Here is a 21,894-nt window from a genome sequence, read left to right as displayed (position 1 = left end):
TGTCTTTTTAGAGGGGAAAATCCCTAGAACCCCACTATAGGCCGGATCGGCACCCAGACGGGCCGCCATTGCCTCATAGACCGCTTTCATGAATTGAATTGGCTTTGATCGTGCGTTTGCAGATGTGCAGACCGGTACGATCGCGTAGAACAGGTGCGAGTGCCCGTTCTTGCGGTTCGTAACTACAAAATTGGGGGCCGGGAAGTTTTCATCCTCCCAAACCAGGGGGTTGTCATGGTCGAGATCAAAAACAAGCCAGCTGACCATATCCGGCCGGTTGACCTGCATGTAGGGATAGCGGAAAGCGTACTGGCGGGGCCTGACTAACGCCGCGGTCTTGTTATCGCTACAGCGGGGTAAATAGGGCGCTTCCGAAAGTAATCGGTTATAGGCAGTACCTGGTTGATGGCAGCGATCTGGTATCGCATTGTTTATTGGAGCGGCTTCCACTCTCTACTTCCTATTGGCATTTGTTATCCCGTTTTTTATTTGCCAAAGGAAGCCGTAAACCAGGGGTTCGAACATAGCATTTCCCTTATCGCACTATTCTTGCGACACGGGGAAATCTCGCGTATATTCAAACCACGATGGCTTCCCAAGCTGTTGTTCTGAATGCTGGCGAGTTGGCGCTCTAGGCAGCATTCAACTAAATTTGTAAACCCGGTCTCGTACCGGGTTTATTTATTTTGACTGTCTCTATTTCACGTTTTTATCCCATGATGTGAAGTTTAATTTCACCACAATAGAAAACTTACCATACGATCGGAGATCGAAAATACTGGGGGTTGAAATAGACTTGGGGAAAAATACTAAGGCTAGAGATAGAGTTGGTCACTTGCAGCGCAAACGACACTCAACAATGTGGGAACGATACAAAACAGGCTGAACTGTTAGGGCCGATTTAGTTTTGATTTATATAGTGCAGTAGCGCCACGTAGGGTGGCAATCAGAAGATCGGCATTAAGCTCGCCGGTTTGTTCTTGCAGCTGTGATAAGACCAGAGTAGCCACATGAAAAACTTGCCCCATAGTAATATGGCGCAAAACATTGCCCTCCTCCCTGAGTAGCTGAAAAGAAAACTGGTTCAACCGTGCATTTATTCTCTTTGTGCTCGAAATTCGCTTTCAGAAGATATCCCGAACAACACAGTCATCATATCTGGCAAAGCAATAGATTGTTTTATGATTCAAGAAACGACTTATTCATTAAATAGACACTTTGAAATGCTTCTTCAAAATCTCTTGAGACAGATTTCTCAACTAATCCTGTTTTCATAATAGCCTCTTGCCAGGCCTTTACCTTAGGAAAGCTTTCCAGAAAATCAAAACAGGTGTAACGCTGAAATAAACTGGCTCGATGCAACAAAGGTAGCCAGGCAATGTCGACGTTGCTGATTTTCTCGCCTTTAAAGAATGGGCCACTCCCCAACTCTTTCTCTGCCTTTGAGAATGCTTCATCCAATTTCTCTTTGGTTTTTGCAAGCGTTTCCCTATCAGGGCTTCTAAGCGCAGCACATTGAATAAGGTAGTGGTTGCTTGCCTGATATCCCCAAGCTCGATCCTTCGCACGCTGTTCAGGACTAACGTCTGCTTCAATGGGTGGAGTTATCTCTTCTATGTACTCCACGATGGCCTCAGACTCAAACAACGTTTGTCCGTCTTCAGTTATCATCACTGGTACTTGAGCGTTTGGAGAAAGCTCAGCAAACCATTGAGGGATATTCTCCATATCAATAAACTCAACTTCAAACGAGACATTTTTTGCTTCAAGTAGTGCCGTAACCCGTTGAACAAACGGGCAAACCTTAAAGCTGATAATTTTTATCATAGATTAACCCTTTTCCTGGTTATTAGTGATAATCCACTTTAGTGGGCGCCTAAAGTGGAACAGATGCGTTGGTCCAAGGAAGCTCAGAAACACCACCAGGATGATGGCACAGTTCTTTATTAAGAGGATTCCATAAAGCGAGTTACTGCATAGGTACTACAATTTGGTCAAAGTAATGCTCCAATTCCATATACCAAGACTCTGGATTAGAGCCAATCTGCTCGCCTACAGAATGCAGTTTTTTCATATACGCGGGGTCGAAAACCTCGGTTGGCTCTTCATCAAAATCATCTGGTATAGTCAATCCATTAACACTAAACCCGTCACGCTTTGCCGTCGCTAAGATTTGTACAATGTTTCCAAAGCTTTGAGACTGCACAAGCACTTTTACGGTACGTTTAAGAACGCTGACTAAATTGGTACTTTGTGCTTCATAGGTAGGGCTAAGTTTATTGTTGTGTATGAGCCATATCTTGTTATCAAACCTGGAAAGTCCGGACTCTTCCAAGAACTGTCGCACAGGAAGATAATCAGGATATGTAAAAATCTTTTGTGTTAGAGCCCCGTCTACATGCAACTCCTTACGTACCTCTTTCCCATCAGTTACCTCAAAGAAAACAGGCTCAAAAACTACAGGAATAGATGCAGACGCCAAAATGATCTTACGTATTAAATCGAAAGCTTCAGGCGTTCCAATGCGCGCTATTTCTCCAATACTCCATATCACTGCACGACCAGCATCAAGATTAGTAGTACCAATTAAAAGCTCACGACCGTTATCTAACTCTCGACCAATCTCACGCAACATATCATCCGTTAGCTCCCGCTCAATAGACTCCCTCAAAGGCGCCGTATTACCTAACTGTCCTCCAAATAAGAACGCGCTAACAATCCGAAATTTTGCGATATCGCGTGTGCTGGTCTGTGTAAATAAGCGCTCCAAACGATCATCGTATTCGGGACCAAGGAAAGCAAATGGAGCGATCAATGCCCCCGTAGATATCCCAGTTACAATATCAAATTGTGGACGTTGACCTGTAGAAGTCCATCCCTTGAGAATACCCGCTCCAAAAGCACCATTTTGCCCGCCACCTGAGAGCGCTAAAATATGAAGCGGATCACCCTTCTGGACATTCGCAAGGTAATCGCTGTAATCTGAAGCCTTAAAGCTGACATCGCCACGTTCATTAACTGCAAATGAACGAACCTGAATAGGAATATGCACAGGTTCGTAATCACGATAAGACTCAGCAGGGGCTGCCTGATGAGTTCGATCAACACTTGCACAAGCCACTAAGTTTAGTACAAGGCACGTAGTAAAAATCAGCTTGAAAGATCTCATTAATTACACTCTTCTTTTACGCTCAAGCTTGCATAAGCGACTTTCCTCAATTTTTATCTTCCGGCTTCTTAAAGTCTTCAACTTTCAAGTCTGACACATCAGGTTCGGGAACAACGTTTGAGGTATCGCATTGCTTTTTCTGAAGGTTATGATTAATAGCTATAACATCCCCTTTAAGCTGGGCGATTTCTTCTTCGTAGTTTCCTGTGAACAGACTTCCTGGAACCAATAATACGATTGATGTAACGATGTCTGAAGTTGCCTTTGAATTTTGAGCTTTTGAATAAACAGCAAGCTCCTTATATTTTTCATTGATTCCTGAAACTAGCTGCTTACAGGACAAGCCTTCGTAACTTGTATCTGAAACAACAAGCGGCTCAATACTACTAGGTCTGGTAGCACAACCTAAAAGTAATACAGGCACTAGAAATATCGTCATTTTTTTAACACTATTCATCTTTAACCTCTTTTTTCCTCTAATAATAAAAACGAGCTGTTGAACTACTGTAAATTCATTTTAAGACCAACGGTCCCAACTAATATCATGGCAATAAAAACTAAATGTATCGCTCCTAACTTTTCACCAAATATCAAAACCCCGATCAACGAGGCTGCAACAATGCCTACGCCGGCCCAAACGGCGTAAACAATCCCCACCGGCAGGGCCTTCATCACTGGAGCCAGAGCAACGAAACATGACATAAAGAACAAGATGGATATAACTCCAAAATGCCATTTCTCAAATCCATCCGAAAGTTTCAGGAAAAAAGTTCCACACACTTCAAGAAAGATTGCCAAGCTCAACAACACCCATGCATTCATTCTTTTTCTTCTCCGATAAAGTCATTCCAGTTTTCGTTTCTATCAATTAGGTCTCTTTTTACCTGGTCTGCTAAACGATCATTATCTCCAGGCGTCCAGCTCCCTCCAAGGGCACGAATAAGTGCAATTTGGCTAATTGATATATTACCCTTCTCAGTAATTTGGCTTTGCTGCTGAATGACGAGTTGTCGCTGGCTGTCTACCAAGTTTTGAAAATCAGCATCGCCTTCCTCATAGAGAACCTGAGCGATTTCATGGGCTCGCTCATAAGCACGAACACTTTCACTTAAATGAAAATAACGAATAGAAGAATTTGACAATGCAGCAAGTGAATTCTCTACATCTTGAATAGCAGTGAAAACGGTCAAGCGATAGGATTCAACGGTTTGTTGGAAGATGGCATCCTGGGCTAACCAACGGTTTTTTAATCTTCCAGCATTAAACAATGGAATAGAAATCCTGGGACCGACATTAAATGCAACGCTATCTTTATCAAACAGGTCGCTGGCAGTACCCCCATTTAGAGTTGAAGCGCCGTCCGATACATCTAGGGCCAGGGAACCATTTAACGTAAAGCGTGGATAACGATCGGCTTGTGCTATTCCAACGCGTGCTGAAGCTGCAACTGCACTTAGTTCTGCTTGCTTGACATCAGGACGTCGTCTCAAAATATCAATGGGCACACCTACATTGATTTTTTCTTTATAAACAGGAATAGATAAATCGTTATCTGGCACCCATTGTTTTACATCTGAAGGTGTTAGGCTTAATAAAGTAATTAGGGCATTACGGGATTGAGATAGATTTCGCTCAAGATCGGGAACTAACGCTTTAGTATCCGCGAGAATCGCTTTAGCCTGCTCGACATCAAGCGCATTTCTAGAACCATCTTCAAGCAAAGATTGAGCAATATTGAGAGATTTGGTCTGTAAACCGATGTTTTGATGGGCTAGTTTAAGTTGTTGTTGTAAAACACGATATTGAATGTATGTTGTCGCTACTTCTGCAGCCAGAGAGAGCGCTGCATTTTCGTAAGAAGCATCCAGGCTGTTCAAATCTGCGTTTGCTGCATCCACACCTCGCTGAACTCTTCCCCATACATCTAATTCCCAAGCTGTATCGATGGCAGTTCTATAATTGGTAAAACGACTATCACTTAACTGAGCATTGCCACTTAACCCTGCACGCGTAACACCACTGTTTGAATCAAGTGTCGGATAGAATTCAGAGCGTGCTATTCCCAATATCGCACGAGCCTCAAGTATCCGTAGCGCCGCTACACGAAGTGTTAGGTTTTCGCTGTACGCACGCTCCACTAAAGCTGTTAATGTCTCGTCTTCAAACCCCTGCCACCATTTAGCATCAATTTGAACCTGTTCTGTTGATACAGAATCAGGCGTACCTTCTTTCCACTTTTCATCCAATGTAGGAGGCTCTGCAGTCGGCAATGGTCCGATCAAAGACGAGCAGCCTCCAAGCATGAAAATGGCACTTAATAGTATTAGTATTCTTTTGTGATGATTCATTATTACCTCAATACTTCTAGCCCAAATTTCAAAATAAAAGAGTTGGATACATCGACAAAAAATGCCGCGACCAATGGAAGAATGATGAAAGCAAGTGGTGCCTGACCATGTGCTTTCGTCACTGCAGTCATATTCGCAATAGCAGTTGGGGTCGCTCCCATGGCAAATCCACCAAAGCCTGCACTCAATACCGCAGCCTGATAGTTACCACCCATAAGTCGAAACAAAATCCATAAAATAAACCCAATGGCCGCAACTGTCTGAAGTAGTAATATGACTATCAGTGGGCCGGCCAATTCCGCGATGGTCCACAATTGCATACTCATGAGTGACATGGTGAGAAAAAGACCTAACGAAAAATCAGAGATTATCGCCAGAGATTTTGTCCTGGCAGGCCAATAGAGTTTCGGAAAGATCTTTGGAACAGTGTTAGACAGAACTATCCCGGAAAGCAGGCAAGTGACAAACAATGGCAACTTAAAGCCTTGCATTGTCAATAATTGATTAAGATACCATCCACCCATTATCGCTATGTGCAGTGTTAAGACCACTGCCATAAGTGATGTGTACTCAACCGTACCAACTTCATCTTCCTTAGCTAAAGAGACGATACCTTCGGAAGCATCTCCTTCAGTGCTCTTAAGATTGTTTCGAGTAATAAGAAATTGGGCTATTGGCCCTCCGATGACACTAGCAATAACCAGGCCTAGCGTTGCTGAAGCAACGCCAATCTCCATGGCACCATTAACACCTTGCTCTACGAACTCCGGTGCCCAGGCTATAGCAGTTCCATGCCCTCCTACCAGCGAGGCGGTACCTGCCAGCAAGCCTAACTCTGGATTCATGCCGAGCAGTGTCGCCCCCGACACACCGACAACGTTTTGCAACAACATGAAAGAAATGGTTAGCCCGAGCAGCGTAAATAAGGGGCGTCCGCCGCTTAAAAGGTCTGAAAAACGAGCATTCAGACCTATCGCCGTAAAGAAATAAACCAACAGCAAATCACGCTCAGTCATGTCAAACGATATTTCAATGCCAGATTGAAATAATACCCAAGTACAAAGCGTTGCAATCAACCCTCCCGTCACAGGTTCGGGGATGTTGTATGTACGCAGCAGATTAATTCTCGTGTTTAAGTGTTTACCAACAAAAAACACGATAATTGCTACGGTATAAGCGTCGAATGCATCAAGATGAAAGCTAGGCATGACCCGCCATTCCTTCATTCTTTGAAGCTTCGGAGCCATTCTCAACATTCAGTTCTTTGTTCCCTTTAAAAAATAAATAGAACGCAGATGGAACAAAAAAGAGTGAGATTGCAGAGGCAAGTAGTAAACCGCCGATCATCAAAGTGGCCATCGGCTCAAATAATGCCCCGCCAGCAATCGCCATTGGTAGAAGGCCTACAACTGTCGTCAGCGTTGTTAATGATATTGGTGTAATCCGCTTTTTAGCAGCGACAATGATCGCTTCCTTCAAGGCTAGAGATTGACTCTCAATATCTATTTGGTCAATCAACACAATGGCGTTATTGATAATAACCCCGGCGAGTGAAATCAGCCCTAGTGTTGCAAAAAATGACAGTGGCTGACCTGTCGCCAGGAGAGCAATAGGCGAACCAATGAGAATCAGAGGAATAGTTAGGAAAATCAGTGTTACACGGCGCATTGAGTTGAACTGAAACATAATGGCGGCAAACATAATGATGACTCCAGGTATCATTCCTGTTGCCAACTTTCCGTTGATGTCCTTACTTTCTTCTATTTCACCGTCAAATTCATAAGAATATCCCCCAGACCAGTCCATTTCATCCAGTGTTGGCTGGATGAAATCCACCATATCAAAGGCCGACATATCTGTACTTTTAGCAGATACTTTTATCATCCGCTGTTGGTTTTCTCGTCTCACTTGAGAAAACTCAAATGTCGGAACGAAAGTAGCAACTTGCTCCAGGGAAACAAGAGCACCATTAACCGGAACAGTGATCCCCACTAAGTCTTCAATACTATCTCGATAAGATTCGATACCACGGGCCACTATGGGAATAGATTTATTCCCTTCCCGATACTGTGAGACAGTCGCTCCTGAAATATACGAGTCCATCGCAATGGAAATATCGCGCGAAGTGACACCGTGTTCACGGGCCTTGTCCTGGGCAATATCGATGACTGCTTTGATGACTTTGTTGCCCCAATCATTTTCGTTTTGAATGATATTGGGTAAGGTTGAAAATTGTGCTTCTAACTGTTTAGCCACCTGCAGCAACTTGACAGGATCTGGCCCGGTGATTTTGACCTCTACTATGCCTGACTCACTTCCGCCCATAGACAAGTGTTTTACTTTAGCGCGAGCTGTGGGAAATTCTTCGTACAAGTAAGAACGAGCACGGTTTGCTGCTACCACAGCACCTTCGAAATCATGCGTATTAACTAAAATAAAGGCACTAGAGGGGTTGGTATCTGCCGGGTTAAGTGCCAAATAAAATCTTGGACCGCCATCCCCTATGTACATAGTTGAGTTTTTGACCTCAGGATTTACTGTTTGGTCGGACAACCATTTTTCTATGGCCAATGCATTGCGTTCAGTTTCTTGAATAGACGTGCCTTTCGGCATATCCATATAGATCAAATATTGGCTTCTGGCACTAAGTGGGAACATCTCATTTTTCACACTGCCAAATAGCATAGATGAGGCCACAACCAAAACGTAAGACCCAATAACGACAATGATTGAGAGTGGCATGGACTTCTTAAGTAATGCCTCATAAATTCTGATCAGTGCCGATGGCTCTGCCTCAGTAGAGGTTTGCTGCGTATTTTTTGAAAACCAAACACTCAGCGCCGGCAAAATATACATTGCCGTCAACCACGAACCTATGAGCATGAGAGCGACAACAGCCCCAAGCGCAAAACCATACTCACCTTCATCTCCATCCACTAAAAACAACGGAATAAAGGCTGCAACAGTGGTGATTGATGCCACTGCCAAGGGAGTTCCGAACTGACGGCTGGTTGCTAATGCTGCTTCATTAGGGGGAATACCTGATGATATCTGCCCTTGTATGTCTTCAACAATCACCAAACCATTATCAACCAATAGGCCCAATGAAATGATCACGGCTGCAATAGAAACAACGTGTAATTCGACCCCCATGAAGCCCATCAAAATGATCGCAAACATCACCGTAAAGGGCACGATACAAGCAACAATCAATGCCGGGCGCAACCCAAGGAAAATCATAAGAACAATCAAGACAACGCCTGCAGTTTGAGCGACATTGGATAAAGCACTGTTGATGGCTGTTGTTACATCAACTTCTTGATAGGTTGAAAAGTTATAGGTCATTCCGACGGGCTGTGTTTGCTCGAATGCCGATACAGCTTCCTTTAGTCGTCTACCCATCACCTGAATGTCCTGCCCATCTGACATTTCAACGCCAAGCATAATGGCTGGTTGTCCGTTAAAATATACTGGGTTATTTCGAGGTTCTTCATAACCTCGACGTACGTTTAGTAAGTCTCTTAAGCGAACGAGATCGCCTGAACCAGATACCTGAGTGAGTACATTTTCTATAGCTTCAACGTCATTCAGATCGCCATTAGCTTCCAGGATAATACTGCTACCTTCCGCATCAATGTCTCCGGCGGACAAGATTACATTCTGTGCCTGCAAATCACTAAATAGTTGAGGTAGCTGGACTCCTATTGATGCAAGCTTTCGAGAATCTATATCTAACCAAATACGTTCCTTCTGCACACCTAACAGACTGACTTTTCCAATACCCTTTACTGCATAGAGTTTCTTACGTAATGCTTTTGCAGAAGCTTCCAGTTCAGCATAGGAGTATCCATTGCCCGTGACAGCAATGCTTGCAATGACCACATCACCATAATCAGTATCGACATGAGGGCCGTCCGTCCCCGCTGGTAGCAAAGGTCTAGCAGCGTTCATTCTATTGCGAACATCTTGAAAAACACGCTCTAATTCTTCACCAGGTACTGCATCATAAACGTCAAGATATATGACTGCGCTACCTGTTGTTATCAAGGTTTTGATATCTTCGATTTCGCTGACTTGGCGTGCGGTCCTTTCTAAGGGATCGACGATAAGGTTCTCAATCCTTTCGGGAGACATACCGGGAAAATAGGCAGAAACTACTGCGGTCCTGATGGTGATTGCAGGATCTTCGCGTTTTGATAAATCAAAATACGCAGCCAACCCCATCAACAGGACAATAACCATAACAAAAATCGTAAAGCGACTGCGATCAATGCCGAAACGAGTTAAAAATTCCATTACAGATCTCCGGAGGCCTTAGTATTGAGCAACTTGACTTTTTGGCCTTCCCGCAGGAATGCTACACCTGCGACCGCAACTCGGTCTCCGCGATTAAGTCCATCCGAGACAATGATTTGGTTTTCTCGTAACCCAATAACGGTTACGGTTGTTCTCTTGACTGTTTGTGTATCTTCATCGTAGATATAGACTTCTCCATCGATGGACTTTGTAGGGTCATCGCCTAAATCCCAGTCACCTTCAACGATTAACGCTGAGACAGGGAGAGCATGTCCAACCTCTTCTGAGAGAGTCATCTCTAAAACCACCTCAATTGCCATGCCTGACTTGAGGTTTGGATCCGTCTCAGCTAGCTTAACGACAACAGGGTAGGAAGAAACAGTATCTGTACTGGATGCAAGCTCACTAATATTCCCTTTTAATGAAACATTGCGATTATCTGCTAATCGAACTACAACTGGTTTACCCACCGTCAGTCGGCTAACAATGTCATAAGACACCGTAAACCTCGCTTCAAAGCTATTTGGGTTATAAAGGGTTGCAATGGCCTCCCCTGGACTGATTGTTGCAAAAGAATCTGCGGAAACAGAATTGATAATTCCGTCATAAGGTGCAGTCAAGGTAGATTTTTCGAGGTTTTCTTGGGCCGTTTCGAGTTGCTTTCTTGCCTGTACCACCTGAGCTTGAGAGGTCTTATCGGTAGTCCGAGCATTCTCCAGCTTGGCTTGACTTACAATTTTCTGTTCGAAGAGCTTTTCTTGACGCTTAAGATCGCGGTTAGCATTTGCGGCAGTTGCCTTTGCTTGTTCGAGTGCTGCTCGTGCGCTTTCCACAGAAAGCTCTAAAGAACGACGGTCCAGCTCAACCAGAGCCTCCCCTCTTTTCACCCGTTGGCCGAGTTCGAGTGAATTTTTCCCTAGTCTTCCACCAATTTCAAAGGACAATATTGTGGTATCAGAAGAATGAAGCACGCTCGGGTAACGCCGAACTGACAGATTCGCCGTATCTTCGATTGTCACAGTCTTCAGGCCACGAACAGGCTCTTGGTGAGTTGTTGCTTGTTCTTCACACCCAAACAGAAGGATACAACCACCTACCATCACTAACTTTATGAATTTATTCATTTTCTCTCCGCACTCGTCTACACCAAGTAGCAATTTCTTACCTAGAAATCGGCCAAGCCGTCATACCGACTTCAGTAAGCGTGGCCTATCTACCGTTACAAATAATTCATGCCCTCAGGGATGAAAATTACATTCCTACGCCCTTCAAGCTTTGACATCTTCGACAAATTCAGCCAATATAAAAGTGACCAGTTAGTCTTTATTATATTGACAATTGCAGAAAACACAAGTCCCAGCTAGTTAGGAATTCAAGTTTTATTTCTATGGAAATCGCGCTTTAACATGAAAAATGAAATCAAATACAAAGGCTCTCGCCATTTACACCCAGATAAGCGCCGTGAGCAAATCAGCCAGGCTGCTATAAAATGCTTCGGGATACATGGGTACAGTGATACGACAGTGGAAATGATTGCCACAGAAGCCGGGCCCTCGAAGGGGAGTATTTACCGATTTTACAGTAGCAAAGATGAAATCATGGGGGCTGCCTTTGAAAGATACATCAGTGACCTAGAGAGCAGAATTAATCTACATGCTGAAGGGCAAGATGCTCTCACCTCACTCTATTTGCTGTGCAAGCTAACACTCGATGCTTTTTCAGAAGGATCAGAACTGATGGCCGTCTGGGTAGAGTTCATGCGCCATGATAACTCAATTAATCTACTGAGAGTTTACTACGCTAAACTGCAGGCCAGAATAGATGAGCTTTTAAAGGCCGGTAAAGAAAACGGTGAAGTTCCAACAGCTGTGCCATATGAAGCAGCAGGCCTGGTTACCTCGGTTATTGAAGGCCACATCGTATTATCGAATGCACTATCGGATTTTAATGCCTTGCAACAATTTGAGCGTTCGTGGGATGTCATTAAGTCAGGCATATTATCATACCAAAGGTAGCTCCGGTTTTACTCCGTGTTATTGCTTTACTAAACCACTTTTGATGATCAACCACATAGCGTCAGCTCTCTTTCGGAAATTAACATCTGAATTGGCGGTAGCAATGACCATAATCCCCTCAAAGAGAGAAATGATCGTATCGGCGTATGCTGTCGGAGAAACATCATTGAATTCACCGGACTTAATCCCTTCTCGAATTATCGACGCCAGTTCTTTTCTTGAAGTAAGGTGGGCTTGCTTGATGCCTTCTTTCGTCATTGGATGCAGCAAAAACTCGCTCCAAATCGGGAGAAGGTTTGGACGCTCTGCTGCAATTTCCAAATGCAAAAAACAATAATCGTACAGTTTTTGAATCAAAGGTTGTGGCGACGGCCGGTTCTTGAGTTTTTCATAAAATGTTTGCTCCCAATCCTCCATTATAGCAACGAGCAGCTCTTCCTTACTTTTGAAAAATCGGTACAGGCTCCCTTTTGACAGACCAGAAACTTTTGCAATCGACTCAGTGGTGACGTTATGAAATCCATCATTGCTTATGCATTGAATAGCAGCATCAAGTATTTGCTTCTTGCGAACTTCGGGAGAAGCATGTCGCGAGCCGCGTCGCTTAAGAGGGGGAGAGTTTTGGGGGGATGTCTTATCGCTCACTTAACAACTACCAATAGTGACTGACCAGTTAGTTTTAATTTGACTCATTCTAGTAAAAATGTCAATACTTGCTACCTGGGATACTTTTATAAATTTAGGGGAAAGCTGTGCATATCCTTGATGAAATAGCCATTGGTGCTGTTTTTGTATTAGCAACTGCGTTGTTGCATATTTTGAGTTTGGTCTATCTTTATTTTTACATGTCAAAGACCTTCCAAAAAACGAATGGTGAGCAGTATTCAGCAGTGCAAATTGTAAAGATTCTATCAATAGTCATCTTCTTTATTCTGATGATACATACGATAGAAGCTTGGCTATGGGCATGCTTGTACTGGTTTCTGGGCGAATTTTCAGACTTTGGCCAAGCTCTGTATTTTTCAGTGGTAACATCTACCACTCTTGGGTATGGCGACGTTACTTTGAGTGAACAGTGGCAATTACTTGGTTCATGTGAGGCAATGGGAGGGTTAATAATGTTTGCGGTCAGCACAGCATTCTTAATCGATGTGGTAAACGAATTATTCAAAAACCCCCTGAAATAAGGGCTCAAGATTGCCAATGAGTCAAACGAGGCTGCTATTGTGCAAAAAGTCACTTTTATATTGAGGATAACCAATGCATCGCCCTGCTGACAGAAGGGTAATTTTAGGCATTGAGGCAGGTGTTACACCATGATGTAGCCCGCCTCTTGTTCAGAGTGTCAAAATCTACTAAAAATGCTCCTTTTAGGGCATGACAATCGAACATATGGATAATGTCATCAAGAATGGCTAGGCTCTGATTTATACAATGCCGCGCTACCGCGCAATGCAGCCACCAGCAGATCCGGATTATGTTGGCCGGTCTGCTTTTGTAATTGCGACAGGACTAGGGTAGCCACATGAAAGACTTGCTCTATAGGAACCGGTAGTGCGCATACATTCCCGCTCCCTTGGCTTGCAGATACGAAAAGCTTATTCGGCTGACGTATGATCTCGATACCTTTGGTTTTACGTTTGAAGTTAGCTTTTGGAAGGTATCCCAAACATACAGCCGCCAATTCTGGTAACTCTATGTCACTGAGCTGCAACGCGATTTTTTTCTCCCAGATGAAGTGTCCTCCTTGCTTAGGTGCCAACTCCAGAGTAATGGTTGCAGCACCCTCCCCTTCTTTCAGTGTAGTAGCTTCTACCGTCATGCCAGCAGAGGAACCAAAGCACTTGACCTTAGGCTGTTCAGATGGGTGTTTTTGCATAGCGATGCAGTCCCAGTACCTTGATAAACTCCTTTTGTTCAATACCAGAGGCCCGGGGCAGCCGCTCTGGATTGTTACCAGGTTTATCGCGCCATAGTTTCCTGGGCATGTTTTTTTGTTGCGCGATGACGATGCCGGAGATCGGACACAATTTACGAACGACTTTACCTTCAGATAAGTACGCGTAATTCGCTCGGAGCTGGTGGGGCAGCTTAATTTTGCGCGCTAACATTTCATCTGGCCGACACTGTTCCAGGAGAGAGCGAGCCGTTTCCGCAGCTTCGCTCTTTGCCTCCGGCAAAGCATCGATTAATTCCTGCGCCCCCTGAACAGAAACTTTCTTGATCCTGGAGTGATTGGTTGCCCAAGTCCAGCTGAACACGTCCAGCTCAGCTGGCATAACTCTAATCTGCGCATAGCAGCGTTTTAGCTCCAAGGAGCTAATCCGGGCAGTTTCCATGGCTAGTTTCAATTCGTCGGTTCGGTAGCCACGCTGGGTAACTTCATCCCTGATCAGTTTGGAGATATTCGACTGCGCTTGCTTGTTTTTCTTCTGGTAGTTCCGGATGGCCATGACAGCCTTTTTGAATTTGTCTTTCGTATCATTCAGTTTTTCTACCGTTTTCACGGTCTCCGGAGACGCACACAGAATACCGGCTTCCGGGACGGTTTCTCCGTCGTCCAGGATAAACAACTGCGTAATTGATTTGATAGCCGCTTCCCTAGCTGCGTTGGATGTTTTTTCTGACTCGTCTTCGCCAAAGGTAGGTACGTAAACTGGATACAACGCAGCGTCTGCCCTAACGGCCGTTTTGACGGATTCACAGGCGGCAGACATCTCGCCATAGCTCTCATATAGCGCCATTACGTAACTATGAGGAAGTGCCGTATCGTTGCTCATAACCCACCCCTTGTCCATCTCAGACTAAAATTAGCAAAACAACATATCATCTAGTATACTATACCAGATGATATAATCAAAAGTATTGTAAGTACGAAGGTCAAAAATGCGCCCAGATCAAATGCCTGGCTACGGTTATCTAACACTGGCAACTTGGCCGGAGCCATGGTATGAAACCGGCCGGTGGCACCTGCATGAATACAAAGTCCGACCGGATGGCACTTTGAAATGGTATCAAGGGTTTGTTCCAACAGATGATGGCCATGCAAAGGCGGACGTGTACGATACCTTCGAAGATGCTGTACTCGTTGCTGAATCGCGTAACACAGCCCTTCTCGATAGTTTGAACACTCTTGGCTTACCTCAAGAGTTGTATGACTCCCACCGTCTGAAAGCCATCAAGGCTATTCAAGCAAAATCTCGATTGGCCAGAGAAGAGCAGTTGATGCTTGCCGAAGCGATTAAAAGGTCTGATCATTCTAAATCCTACCCCGGCCACGAGTTAGTGCTTCCGGAAGAAACCGAGCCATACCGCCAGCGACTGACAGAGCGGTTGTTTGAGATGCCCTACCTGGAGATCGCGCTTCTTCGCGGCATTGATAGGCCCTTTGTGTTGTTGGCCAAGCAAGATGAACAGCAGTGGTCCAAGCCCTTGCGGATTACCCAGCGCAGCGCACAAATCGCATACCGGTCCCAGATCGCTAATGGTTTTGGCTTTCCGGGCTCTGCTCACTGGGGGAAAACAAAAGCTGCAATTCGGCAAATGCTGCTCCCCAGGGCGAATCAATTATTACAGTTGGCCAGTGTACAGCGGATGCTGGCCGAAGCCAGGGCACAGGGGCAGCGAGTACTCGTGGCCAACGGTTATGTGTTTTGGTACGAAGAGGATGGCCATATCGGTTGGCAAGTGAAACAAGCCGGCACTGCAGGTAATTCAGAGGGGGTGACACTCTGGGAGAAAGGCACAATCTTTTCCAAAAACCACGGTCGCCTGGTCATCCTGCCGTACATCAAAGAAAACGGTGAAGAGGTCCAGGGGCATACCCGTAATGCGCCTGGCGACGGTAGGGCCAAGCCCCGGCACCCTGATCACTATATTGAGCTGCCTTTCAGCGTACTTCGGGATGATTTGATGATTGGCCTGTTCGGTGAATTACCATACGAATAGCTATCATATGGCACCTACGGTTACCATAATTGGTATAAATTGGTAACTGTAAGTACCATTTATCATATTGAAGGGTGTTGCTCTCCCCTGCTTATGACATCAATCCAATAACACCAGCCACAGGTCTGCACTTGAAAATTTCGGACAGTGACAATAATCTGGATTACGACTTGGCAGAAGAGGAGAAGAACAGTGACGTTAGAGACCTATGCACCCATTGTTATTGGGCTCCTTATGCTGCTGGGCGGCGTAAAACTGGTGATCAACGCTTCGAAAAAAATGAAGTTATCGAAGGTGGCTAAACAATCCTGGCCACAGACAACCGGCTCGATTCTCAAGTCTTCCTATAAGCGAGCTAACTTCACGTCCGCCCACAACAAAGATAAGCAGGCCAACAATTATGTCCTTGATTTTCTCTATGAATACTCGGTACAGGGGAAAAAATACACATCCACGCAACCACTACTTTTCGGCCTATATCTTATTGATGACATACAGCCCTTTCTTTCGCGTTACCCGGTAGGTCTTGAAACCAAGGTTTATTACGATCCTCAAAATCCCTCTATAGCCGTCATCGATACCGGCCTGTATGGCAAAAACGGTACCCACGAAATCGGTTTTGGTGGGCTCCTCATTATCACCGGACTCATTTTGTTCGCAATTCGTTATGAAGCCATCCTACAGCTAATCCAGTAACGTCTCACTATAGGGGCGAGGCAGATAGTTACCCGACGCTGCACTGTACAAATGGGTTATCCTTCCCTGACCCTTTTGTTCTGATTTCTATGAGGGTCTGACCTACAGTCAGGCTTTTACACCAAAGCTGACTGTCCCTATGATTACCTGGAAGAGTTTTCTGCCTGTCGTACTGCTACTGGCAGCCGTCAATGCTTATCTGTTTTTTCAAACCCACCAGCTACAGGCATCGTTCGAATCGCAACAGCCTCCCGGGGAGAGCGATATCATTGCATTGATTGACGAGCGCATCACTGTTCTTGAAAAGAGAAAGGCCAAACAGGTACTGGCGCAGCTGGTCGATCGCTATCAACTGGCCGCCGAAGAGATCCCCGACGGACATTTACTCTACGGAGATCCGACAGCACGGATCATTCTGCAGGAGTATGCCGATATCGAGTGTCCTTACTGCCGACGGATGCACAGTGGCCTCAAGCAAGTCGTTGACCATTCTCAAGGGGTAATCGCCTGGGAGTTTAAGCATTTCCCCTTGAGCAATCACAACCCTGCAGCGGCAATTGAGGCACAGGCCATAGAATGCATTCGTGAGACTTATGGCAATCGTATCGCCTGGGTGGCCATCGAAAAGCTCATGGCAGAAACCAAAGGAAACGGTAAGGGGTTGGAAAGTATCCCTACCCTGGCACAGTCTTTTAGTTTGAATGGCTCACTGATCAATACGTGCCTGGCCTCGGACAGTCACAAAGATGCTATTAATCGTGATTATTCAGAAGGGCGAAATGCAGGTATTTCTGCCACCCCCGCCCTAAACATCATCGATAAACAGACTGGCCGGCATTATCTGGTGAAGGGATACAAAACGCCTGAACAATTACTGCAGGTCATTCAGAATATATTAACTCAGTAATCGGGTTAGAAGGGAAAATACAATCTCTGACAGTTAACGCTAAAGCTCAACAGAAGAAAAACTTTGCTCACCAGCGATGAGCATGATGGCCTTTTCGTCTTCGTCCCAAATTGCGACTAGGGCATTATCGTTATTCACTGACATCTGTTTTGCTTCTTGTTCAGCAAGCTCTATCTTGTCGACAACTGGGTCATCTTTTTGAGGTTCAAGATAAAGTCCGTATCTGAAGTATGGTGGGCGTCTGGATTTCATAGGCAGATAGCTAATTTTTATGTCCGGCCGGGACAGTGGCAGCAGCCACGTAGTTTTCAACTAGTTTGATGTACTCCTCACGAATCACTCGGTCAATCCCGGCTTCCTCCCCAGACCGCACGATTTCCTGGGCAGCCAGTATTAAAGCGCCGTCCAGTATACCCTTATATCGGGTGTCTTTCATGGTGGTCTGGATGGCTTGTCGAAGTACACCAAGCCCTTGCCTTTTGGTTGAATTGCCGGCCGACAGCCAGAAGCCAACCCGGTATTGGCATGGGGCGAAACCCATCTGAGCACACCGGCTAAATCGATCCATCGTGGCTTGAGCCAAAGCCCTTTGCGATTCAGCTTGAATTTTCCCGGTGCGCGGGCTTGGCTTTGAAAAGTCATGAACTAACCTCTCCATCAGTGACTTCTCGGCAACATAAAACTCAGCTGGCCAATACCCTCTTTCCGCGGCAACTGTCATCAGTTTTAAAGCGGCATTGTGGCCGTCCGGGATGGACTCCTTGGTGAACAAGAGAAGTAGTGCATTATTGACAATGACCTCTAACTCCGTTTCCCCGGACTTTAACCGGGAAACCCAGTATTCCGGTCCACGGTCAGCAATAAACGGAATACCGATGCTCTGGCTGAAGTGTGGTGAGTGGACTGCAGTGTGGTCCATTCCAATAGCCAGCAACAGCATCTTTAATGTACTGTCGCTGGTATTGATATTCTGGCCGAAGATCCCTTCAACTTTTTCAAACGACACGTCCGGAGAAGGTTTATACGGTAGGGATTCGGTCGTCTCTTCAGTAGCGCCGGCAGACATTGAAAAGAACAACAATGCTACCGAGACACTACGCCACCCTTGCCTTTTACTCTTCACTGCTCTCCCCTTTTGGTTATTGGCATCTTTGCGCCATGAAAACACCACCAGCGATCCATATCGGCATTTGCCTGGCGCCGCGCTGGTGAAATCCAGGGACGCACCACCCAGCTGATCGCAAACAGCATGAGAGCTAATAAGTGCCACATCCGGACTAGACCCACGGTATCTTCTGTTGTTACAGATTCTGAGTTGCCAACAAAGACAATATTGAAGGTTTCAGCGATGCCGCTGGAATAAGATTCCATGATAAAGATCGTGAAAAAAAAGGTGGATGGTAAAACGACGTAGGCAACCATCAAGCGGAACAAAACCGAGCTCAACAACGAAAACAGCGAGCGTACTTTAAGCCCTCGCCAAGCATCTCTGAGTGAGTCTTTTTCAAACTCATTGTGGAGCTTCCAGAAATCCTGCTCGACTGTCTTATCATTCTCTGGTTTACCCGTTGCTGACTCTGTTGATTTATTGTCTTCGGCCATCATCGATCCCCAAAGTATCCTTTGCGTTCCATCTTGAGCTTTCGCCAAATGGGATGCAGCGTATTGACTAAATCATCCCGATTTTTGATAGCGCGAATCTTGATGGTGGGCTGATCATCATCGTTCGTTTCGATGACCAGGTTGGATAAGCCTAAGATCCCGAGCAGGCCGGCCGGAGGGCTCTTAATATCGGTGATATCACTGATTTCACAGAAAAGCTCTTCTCGAAAAATGCTGGTGATTCCCTTTGCTTCTTTGATTTTGTTTCGTGTAATTACGGTATGTTCGTAATGGACAGAGAGATAAGCGTACAGGATGTTCAATATTGACAACGACATGAGGATGATACACCCCCAGTGGACCAGTTCCCCCGTAGCAGCGTTATAATCGTGCTGCATACTGCTTGAGTTCCACAGCAGCAGTAATCCTCCCGTACCGATTAAAAACAATGACCACCACAAAAAGGCACCGAAGTTTATCCACTGCGATGGTCGTCCTTCCCAGACAACAGTTTCATCATCATAGGAAACCGTCGCTTCTTCAGTAACTTCAACCTCTCCAGGTGCTTGGGATTCGTTTTCACTCATCACTAGATCCTATGCTGCCCAGGGAATACTTCGCTTGATAAGGCCAAGGATCTCTTCAGGTTCACTGGCAACATGAACGCCATCTTCAACTCTCCTTTTCAAAAGTGAGCCCTGTACAGGATTGACGATGATGTGATCACTAACAGGGAGATCGATGGGCAAATCAATGACCTGGTTCTCAAAGCTGTCCACAATGATTACCAGTTGAATATGTCCGCCTGTTTGGCAAACCTGATCCATTATTGCCTGAAAGTTTTCAGCCTCGTCACTGTGATCCAGGATGACAATTCGAGTGATATTTTCGAGGCAGACCGATGATCTATCCCGGCACTCAAGCAAACTAAAGGTATCGAGCCGTTCAACCAGGTCATACAGCTGTTTATCATCTGTGGTATTTCTGTTGTGACTAAGCCTGATTATCTTCATGGCATAACCTCCGGTCTGTTCTTTCTCTATAGCCAGCTTTCCTATCTACTAAAACTCAGTTAGGGAGCCGACTGCAGGATCATACTGCTGCCATACTTTAACTGGGGTCTGATAAGGAGACCGCTGGCAACTCCATCCCAGATATATGGCAATACACCGGATCACTGCAATGCCCTGAGCCATAGCTTTACCAATGAACTCGTAATAGGCCTCATTGATCGAGCGCGCATCTACTTCAAATCGGTACTTTTTTCGATCATGTGAATACACGTCTGCACTATACGCACGCTTTTTCTGTTGAGCCCTGAAGTCAATTTGAATGATTTTGGCCACTAGAAATACCTATCCTATTCGCAATTTGTGCTGTTCAGGAATGAAAAGTGGTATTCAGAAAGCTACTGTTCCCCACTGTTCAGGCCACAAGTAGTTATACTGGGCCGGCTATAAACACAGGAAAGATCGATGGACATACATTGCTCCTTTTGACTTGAAGCTATGTTATGCCTTTTCAGTGAGAGGTTAAGGGTAAAAGGGTCACCGATGATTGACCCTTTTAGGGGTTTTCAGGCCATCTTTATAAAGAAGTTTTTCGACAAGATGAATCTGATAAATCAAATCTGCCAAGCACTTGAGGTTTCCGGTCTCCTTAACCCATGTGTTAAGTTTCCCTCTTTTCTGAATAACGATGACTCTCATGTTTTCAGATGTACCGATCGCAGGATTTATCTTTTGATATGGTAAATATCGTTCAAATTCAGTATGGCTTGCAATGTCCAACAATTGCTGTCGAGCCTGGTCTATTATCAGCTTGTCGTGTCGATAGAGAACACCTAATGGAGTTACCCTGGTGAGCCATTCTGCCACGTAAGAGAAGATTGTCTCTTTCCCTGCGATGTATTGCAGCAAAGACAGTACCAACATTGCCAATGCCAGTGTTTCTACCCAGGTGTCACTGTCTAATTTATGGCCAGCCATAACAAAAACTACTGCCACACCTACCCATATCGCTATAGTCGCTATCGCAGCTATTTTGCGGGCAATAGATACTGACAATCCGGCAAAGGTCAGAGTACCAATATCCACGTTTATAAATTTGTAGTCCATAATTAACCCTTGAGAAATAAAAACACTATCTCATAGGTTTCGTAACTAGCAACATTGGTTGGAGGGGGCTAAATATACTTATAAATCCGTTAGTTATGGGGTTTTGTAATCAGTTTCTCAAATTTAGCTACCAGGCAGGCATCGACCTTGAATGAGCTGCTCAACGAGGTGGGCAGAATAGGAATCTTCGCAATGACCCCTTTTTTGATGACAGAGTATAATTCGAGCATATTATGGGTGTCGGTCTTAGAAAATGGAGGACTCCAATGGCCGATTTCACCGATATTACCTTCTTTACAACCTTCTCAGTTCCCCTGGTTGATATGTCATTTCTGGACCTATGCAACCTACTCTTGAGTCAGGATGACGTTAAACTGATGCAGAGCGATCTTGGGGGTATCGATCTGGTCTATTGGCAGGCTGACCAGGAACCATGTCTTAGGATATTGCTGGATGAGGTCAACAGTTGTGCTGAGCCTTCTCCCGTTGTTGACGCAACGATGGAATCCATCTTTTCACAAATCCGTTTAGCAAAGTCGAAAAACGCGACATACCTCGAATTTAACCCGGGTTGTTCAACTGGAGTATATGAAACAGCGGTCATCGAAAAAACCGATATCCCGGCGAATGAATTGGAAAAGCTGACAAACATGTTGCATCCGGATGTTCAAATCGTCTCTTCATTCACAGAGAACAAGGTGGAAAAATTGCCCCGAATTCGTTGTGATTCAAAAGCGATTAAAGAATTCCTCCGCAGCAACAAGGGGTTCTAGGGATTTTCCCCTCTAAAAAGACT

General features: G+C 45.1%; 25 protein-coding genes. 6 read left to right on the top strand and 19 right to left on the bottom strand.

What is annotated here, in order from left to right:
• From QL995_RS21090 to QL995_RS21050, 9 genes are all read right to left on the bottom strand, one after another.
• The coding region (locus QL995_RS21090) for a replication initiation protein (protein ID WP_290295022.1) at positions 1-450 on the bottom strand (450 nt) is incomplete at its 3' end.
• Positions 451-1,179: 729 nt separating this feature from the next.
• On the bottom strand, positions 1,180-1,827 hold the full coding sequence (locus tag QL995_RS21085) for a glutathione S-transferase family protein (protein ID WP_258461501.1): 648 nt from the start codon (positions 1,825-1,827) through the stop codon (positions 1,180-1,182).
• Between the two features lie 142 nt (positions 1,828-1,969).
• Complete coding sequence (locus QL995_RS21080) at positions 1,970-3,169, bottom strand: patatin-like phospholipase family protein (RefSeq protein WP_290295021.1); 1,200 nt, start codon at positions 3,167-3,169, stop codon at positions 1,970-1,972.
• A 46-nt stretch (positions 3,170-3,215) separates the two neighbouring features.
• Positions 3,216-3,626 carry a hypothetical protein gene (locus QL995_RS21075; RefSeq protein WP_290295020.1) on the bottom strand — a complete coding sequence of 137 codons (411 nt, stop codon included), beginning with the start codon at positions 3,624-3,626 and terminating at the stop codon, positions 3,216-3,218.
• A gap of 44 nt (positions 3,627-3,670) precedes the next feature.
• Positions 3,671-3,991 (bottom strand): multidrug efflux SMR transporter, encoded by a 321-nt coding sequence (locus QL995_RS21070; protein WP_290295019.1) that lies wholly within the window; start codon positions 3,989-3,991, stop codon positions 3,671-3,673.
• Positions 3,988-5,517, bottom strand: a complete 1,530-nt coding sequence (locus QL995_RS21065) for an efflux transporter outer membrane subunit (protein WP_290295018.1) — start codon at positions 5,515-5,517, stop codon at positions 3,988-3,990. The genes QL995_RS21070 and QL995_RS21065 overlap by 4 nt, the downstream gene beginning before the upstream one ends.
• Positions 5,518-5,519: 2 nt before the next feature.
• Positions 5,520-6,725 (bottom strand): sodium/glutamate symporter, encoded by a 1,206-nt coding sequence (gene gltS, locus QL995_RS21060; protein ID WP_290295014.1) that lies wholly within the window; start codon positions 6,723-6,725, stop codon positions 5,520-5,522.
• Positions 6,718-9,813 (bottom strand): efflux RND transporter permease subunit, encoded by a 3,096-nt coding sequence (locus QL995_RS21055; RefSeq protein WP_290295013.1) that lies wholly within the window; start codon positions 9,811-9,813, stop codon positions 6,718-6,720. Before QL995_RS21055 ends, gltS begins: the two co-directional genes overlap by 8 nt.
• Complete coding sequence (locus QL995_RS21050) at positions 9,813-10,937, bottom strand: efflux RND transporter periplasmic adaptor subunit (RefSeq protein WP_290295012.1); 1,125 nt, start codon at positions 10,935-10,937, stop codon at positions 9,813-9,815. The genes QL995_RS21055 and QL995_RS21050 overlap by 1 nt, the downstream gene beginning before the upstream one ends.
• Before the next feature lie 282 nt (positions 10,938-11,219).
• On the opposite strand from QL995_RS21050, the gene QL995_RS21045 reads away from it, so the two are divergent.
• Entirely contained in the window at positions 11,220-11,828 is a 609-nt protein-coding gene (locus QL995_RS21045; protein WP_290295011.1) for a TetR/AcrR family transcriptional regulator, read from the top strand.
• Positions 11,829-11,846: 18 nt separating this feature from the next.
• Here the strand turns inward: QL995_RS21045 and QL995_RS21040 are convergent, their stop codons facing one another.
• Positions 11,847-12,473 (bottom strand): TetR/AcrR family transcriptional regulator, encoded by a 627-nt coding sequence (locus QL995_RS21040; RefSeq protein WP_290295010.1) that lies wholly within the window; start codon positions 12,471-12,473, stop codon positions 11,847-11,849.
• 107 nt (positions 12,474-12,580) lie between these two features.
• On the opposite strand from QL995_RS21040, the gene QL995_RS21035 reads away from it, so the two are divergent.
• Positions 12,581-13,015 (top strand): potassium channel family protein, encoded by a 435-nt coding sequence (locus QL995_RS21035; protein WP_290295009.1) that lies wholly within the window; start codon positions 12,581-12,583, stop codon positions 13,013-13,015.
• Between the two features lie 218 nt (positions 13,016-13,233).
• Here QL995_RS21035 and QL995_RS21030 read toward each other — a convergent pair whose 3' ends face one another.
• Together QL995_RS21030 and QL995_RS21025 are read right to left on the bottom strand one after the other, a co-directional pair.
• The gene (locus QL995_RS21030) at positions 13,234-13,707 is read right to left on the bottom strand and encodes a hypothetical protein (RefSeq protein WP_290295008.1); all 474 of its coding nucleotides are present in this window, start codon (positions 13,705-13,707) and stop codon (positions 13,234-13,236) included.
• Positions 13,688-14,608: a hypothetical protein gene (locus tag QL995_RS21025; RefSeq protein WP_290295007.1), complete on the bottom strand. Its 921-nt coding sequence runs from the start codon at positions 14,606-14,608 to the stop codon at positions 13,688-13,690. The genes QL995_RS21030 and QL995_RS21025 overlap by 20 nt, the downstream gene beginning before the upstream one ends.
• A gap of 106 nt (positions 14,609-14,714) precedes the next feature.
• Here QL995_RS21025 and QL995_RS21020 point away from each other — a divergent pair, with 106 nt between their 5' ends.
• The 3 genes from QL995_RS21020 (at position 14,715) to QL995_RS21010 (ending at position 17,379) form a co-directional block, all read left to right on the top strand.
• Complete coding sequence (locus QL995_RS21020; protein ID WP_290295006.1) at positions 14,715-15,776, top strand: hypothetical protein; 1,062 nt, start codon at positions 14,715-14,717, stop codon at positions 15,774-15,776.
• Positions 15,777-15,968: 192 nt separating this feature from the next.
• A complete protein-coding gene (locus QL995_RS21015) occupies positions 15,969-16,472 on the top strand; it encodes a DUF3592 domain-containing protein (RefSeq protein ID WP_290295005.1) in 504 nt (167 codons plus the stop codon).
• Positions 16,473-16,611: 139 nt separating this feature from the next.
• On the top strand, positions 16,612-17,379 hold the full coding sequence (locus tag QL995_RS21010; RefSeq protein ID WP_290295004.1) for a thioredoxin domain-containing protein: 768 nt from the start codon (positions 16,612-16,614) through the stop codon (positions 17,377-17,379).
• Between the two features lie 39 nt (positions 17,380-17,418).
• Here QL995_RS21010 and QL995_RS21005 read toward each other — a convergent pair whose 3' ends face one another.
• The 7 genes from QL995_RS21005 to QL995_RS20975 all read right to left on the bottom strand — a co-directional run bounded on the left by QL995_RS21005 (position 17,419) and on the right by QL995_RS20975 (position 21,098).
• Positions 17,419-17,631: a hypothetical protein gene (locus QL995_RS21005; RefSeq protein ID WP_290295003.1), complete on the bottom strand. Its 213-nt coding sequence runs from the start codon at positions 17,629-17,631 to the stop codon at positions 17,419-17,421.
• A gap of 10 nt (positions 17,632-17,641) precedes the next feature.
• Positions 17,642-18,502, bottom strand: coding sequence for a hypothetical protein (locus tag QL995_RS21000; protein ID WP_290295002.1), 861 nt, complete (start codon positions 18,500-18,502; stop codon positions 17,642-17,644).
• Positions 18,499-18,981: a hypothetical protein gene (locus QL995_RS20995; RefSeq protein ID WP_290295001.1), complete on the bottom strand. Its 483-nt coding sequence runs from the start codon at positions 18,979-18,981 to the stop codon at positions 18,499-18,501. Before QL995_RS20995 ends, QL995_RS21000 begins: the two co-directional genes overlap by 4 nt.
• On the bottom strand, positions 18,981-19,568 hold the full coding sequence (locus QL995_RS20990; RefSeq protein WP_290295000.1) for a hypothetical protein: 588 nt from the start codon (positions 19,566-19,568) through the stop codon (positions 18,981-18,983). Before QL995_RS20990 ends, QL995_RS20995 begins: the two co-directional genes overlap by 1 nt.
• 9 nt (positions 19,569-19,577) lie before the next feature.
• Positions 19,578-19,994 (bottom strand): hypothetical protein, encoded by a 417-nt coding sequence (locus QL995_RS20985; RefSeq protein ID WP_290294999.1) that lies wholly within the window; start codon positions 19,992-19,994, stop codon positions 19,578-19,580.
• Between the two features lie 48 nt (positions 19,995-20,042).
• Positions 20,043-20,327: a hypothetical protein gene (locus QL995_RS20980; RefSeq protein ID WP_290294998.1), complete on the bottom strand. Its 285-nt coding sequence runs from the start codon at positions 20,325-20,327 to the stop codon at positions 20,043-20,045.
• Between the two features lie 201 nt (positions 20,328-20,528).
• Positions 20,529-21,098 (bottom strand): hypothetical protein, encoded by a 570-nt coding sequence (locus QL995_RS20975; protein ID WP_290294997.1) that lies wholly within the window; start codon positions 21,096-21,098, stop codon positions 20,529-20,531.
• 266 nt (positions 21,099-21,364) lie between these two features.
• Between QL995_RS20975 and QL995_RS20970 the strand changes: the two genes are divergently transcribed.
• Positions 21,365-21,871 carry a hypothetical protein gene (locus QL995_RS20970; protein WP_290294996.1) on the top strand — a complete coding sequence of 169 codons (507 nt, stop codon included), beginning with the start codon at positions 21,365-21,367 and terminating at the stop codon, positions 21,869-21,871.
• Positions 21,872-21,894: the final 23 nt, after the last annotated feature.

It is taken from the genome of Pseudoalteromonas sp. APC 3358 (assembly GCF_030408075.1).
In the GTDB taxonomy this organism is placed as follows: Bacteria; Pseudomonadota; Gammaproteobacteria; order Enterobacterales; family Alteromonadaceae; genus Pseudoalteromonas; species Pseudoalteromonas arctica.
This window is presented reverse-complemented; position numbering and strand designations above follow the sequence as displayed.

Excerpts from the sequence above, each read along its gene's own strand:
- QL995_RS21065 (WP_290295018.1), bottom strand. The coding sequence starts at position 5,517 with ATGAATCATCACAAAAGAATACTAATACTATTAAGTGCCATTTTCATG.
- QL995_RS21075 (WP_290295020.1), bottom strand. The coding sequence starts at position 3,626 with ATGAATAGTGTTAAAAAAATGACGATATTTCTAGTGCCTGTATTACTT.
- QL995_RS21005 (WP_290295003.1), bottom strand. The coding sequence starts at position 17,631 with ATGAAATCCAGACGCCCACCATACTTCAGATACGGACTTTATCTTGAA.
- QL995_RS21070 (WP_290295019.1), bottom strand. The coding sequence starts at position 3,991 with ATGAATGCATGGGTGTTGTTGAGCTTGGCAATCTTTCTTGAAGTGTGT.
- QL995_RS21010 (WP_290295004.1), top strand. The coding sequence starts at position 16,612 with ATGATTACCTGGAAGAGTTTTCTGCCTGTCGTACTGCTACTGGCAGCC.
- QL995_RS21020 (WP_290295006.1), top strand. The coding sequence starts at position 14,715 with ATGCGCCCAGATCAAATGCCTGGCTACGGTTATCTAACACTGGCAACT.
- QL995_RS20995 (WP_290295001.1), bottom strand. The coding sequence starts at position 18,981 with ATGGCCGAAGACAATAAATCAACAGAGTCAGCAACGGGTAAACCAGAG.
- QL995_RS21030 (WP_290295008.1), bottom strand. The coding sequence starts at position 13,707 with ATGCAAAAACACCCATCTGAACAGCCTAAGGTCAAGTGCTTTGGTTCC.
- QL995_RS20985 (WP_290294999.1), bottom strand. The coding sequence starts at position 19,994 with ATGAAGATAATCAGGCTTAGTCACAACAGAAATACCACAGATGATAAA.
- QL995_RS21045 (WP_290295011.1), top strand. The coding sequence starts at position 11,220 with ATGAAAAATGAAATCAAATACAAAGGCTCTCGCCATTTACACCCAGAT.
- QL995_RS20990 (WP_290295000.1), bottom strand. The coding sequence starts at position 19,568 with ATGAGTGAAAACGAATCCCAAGCACCTGGAGAGGTTGAAGTTACTGAA.
- QL995_RS20975 (WP_290294997.1), bottom strand. The coding sequence starts at position 21,098 with ATGGACTACAAATTTATAAACGTGGATATTGGTACTCTGACCTTTGCC.
- QL995_RS20970 (WP_290294996.1), top strand. The coding sequence starts at position 21,365 with ATGGCCGATTTCACCGATATTACCTTCTTTACAACCTTCTCAGTTCCC.
- QL995_RS21055 (WP_290295013.1), bottom strand. The coding sequence starts at position 9,813 with ATGGAATTTTTAACTCGTTTCGGCATTGATCGCAGTCGCTTTACGATT.
- gltS (WP_290295014.1), bottom strand. The coding sequence starts at position 6,725 with ATGCCTAGCTTTCATCTTGATGCATTCGACGCTTATACCGTAGCAATT.
- QL995_RS21085 (WP_258461501.1), bottom strand. The coding sequence starts at position 1,827 with ATGATAAAAATTATCAGCTTTAAGGTTTGCCCGTTTGTTCAACGGGTT.
- QL995_RS21080 (WP_290295021.1), bottom strand. The coding sequence starts at position 3,169 with ATGAGATCTTTCAAGCTGATTTTTACTACGTGCCTTGTACTAAACTTA.
- QL995_RS21050 (WP_290295012.1), bottom strand. The coding sequence starts at position 10,937 with ATGAATAAATTCATAAAGTTAGTGATGGTAGGTGGTTGTATCCTTCTG.
- QL995_RS21025 (WP_290295007.1), bottom strand. The coding sequence starts at position 14,608 with ATGAGCAACGATACGGCACTTCCTCATAGTTACGTAATGGCGCTATAT.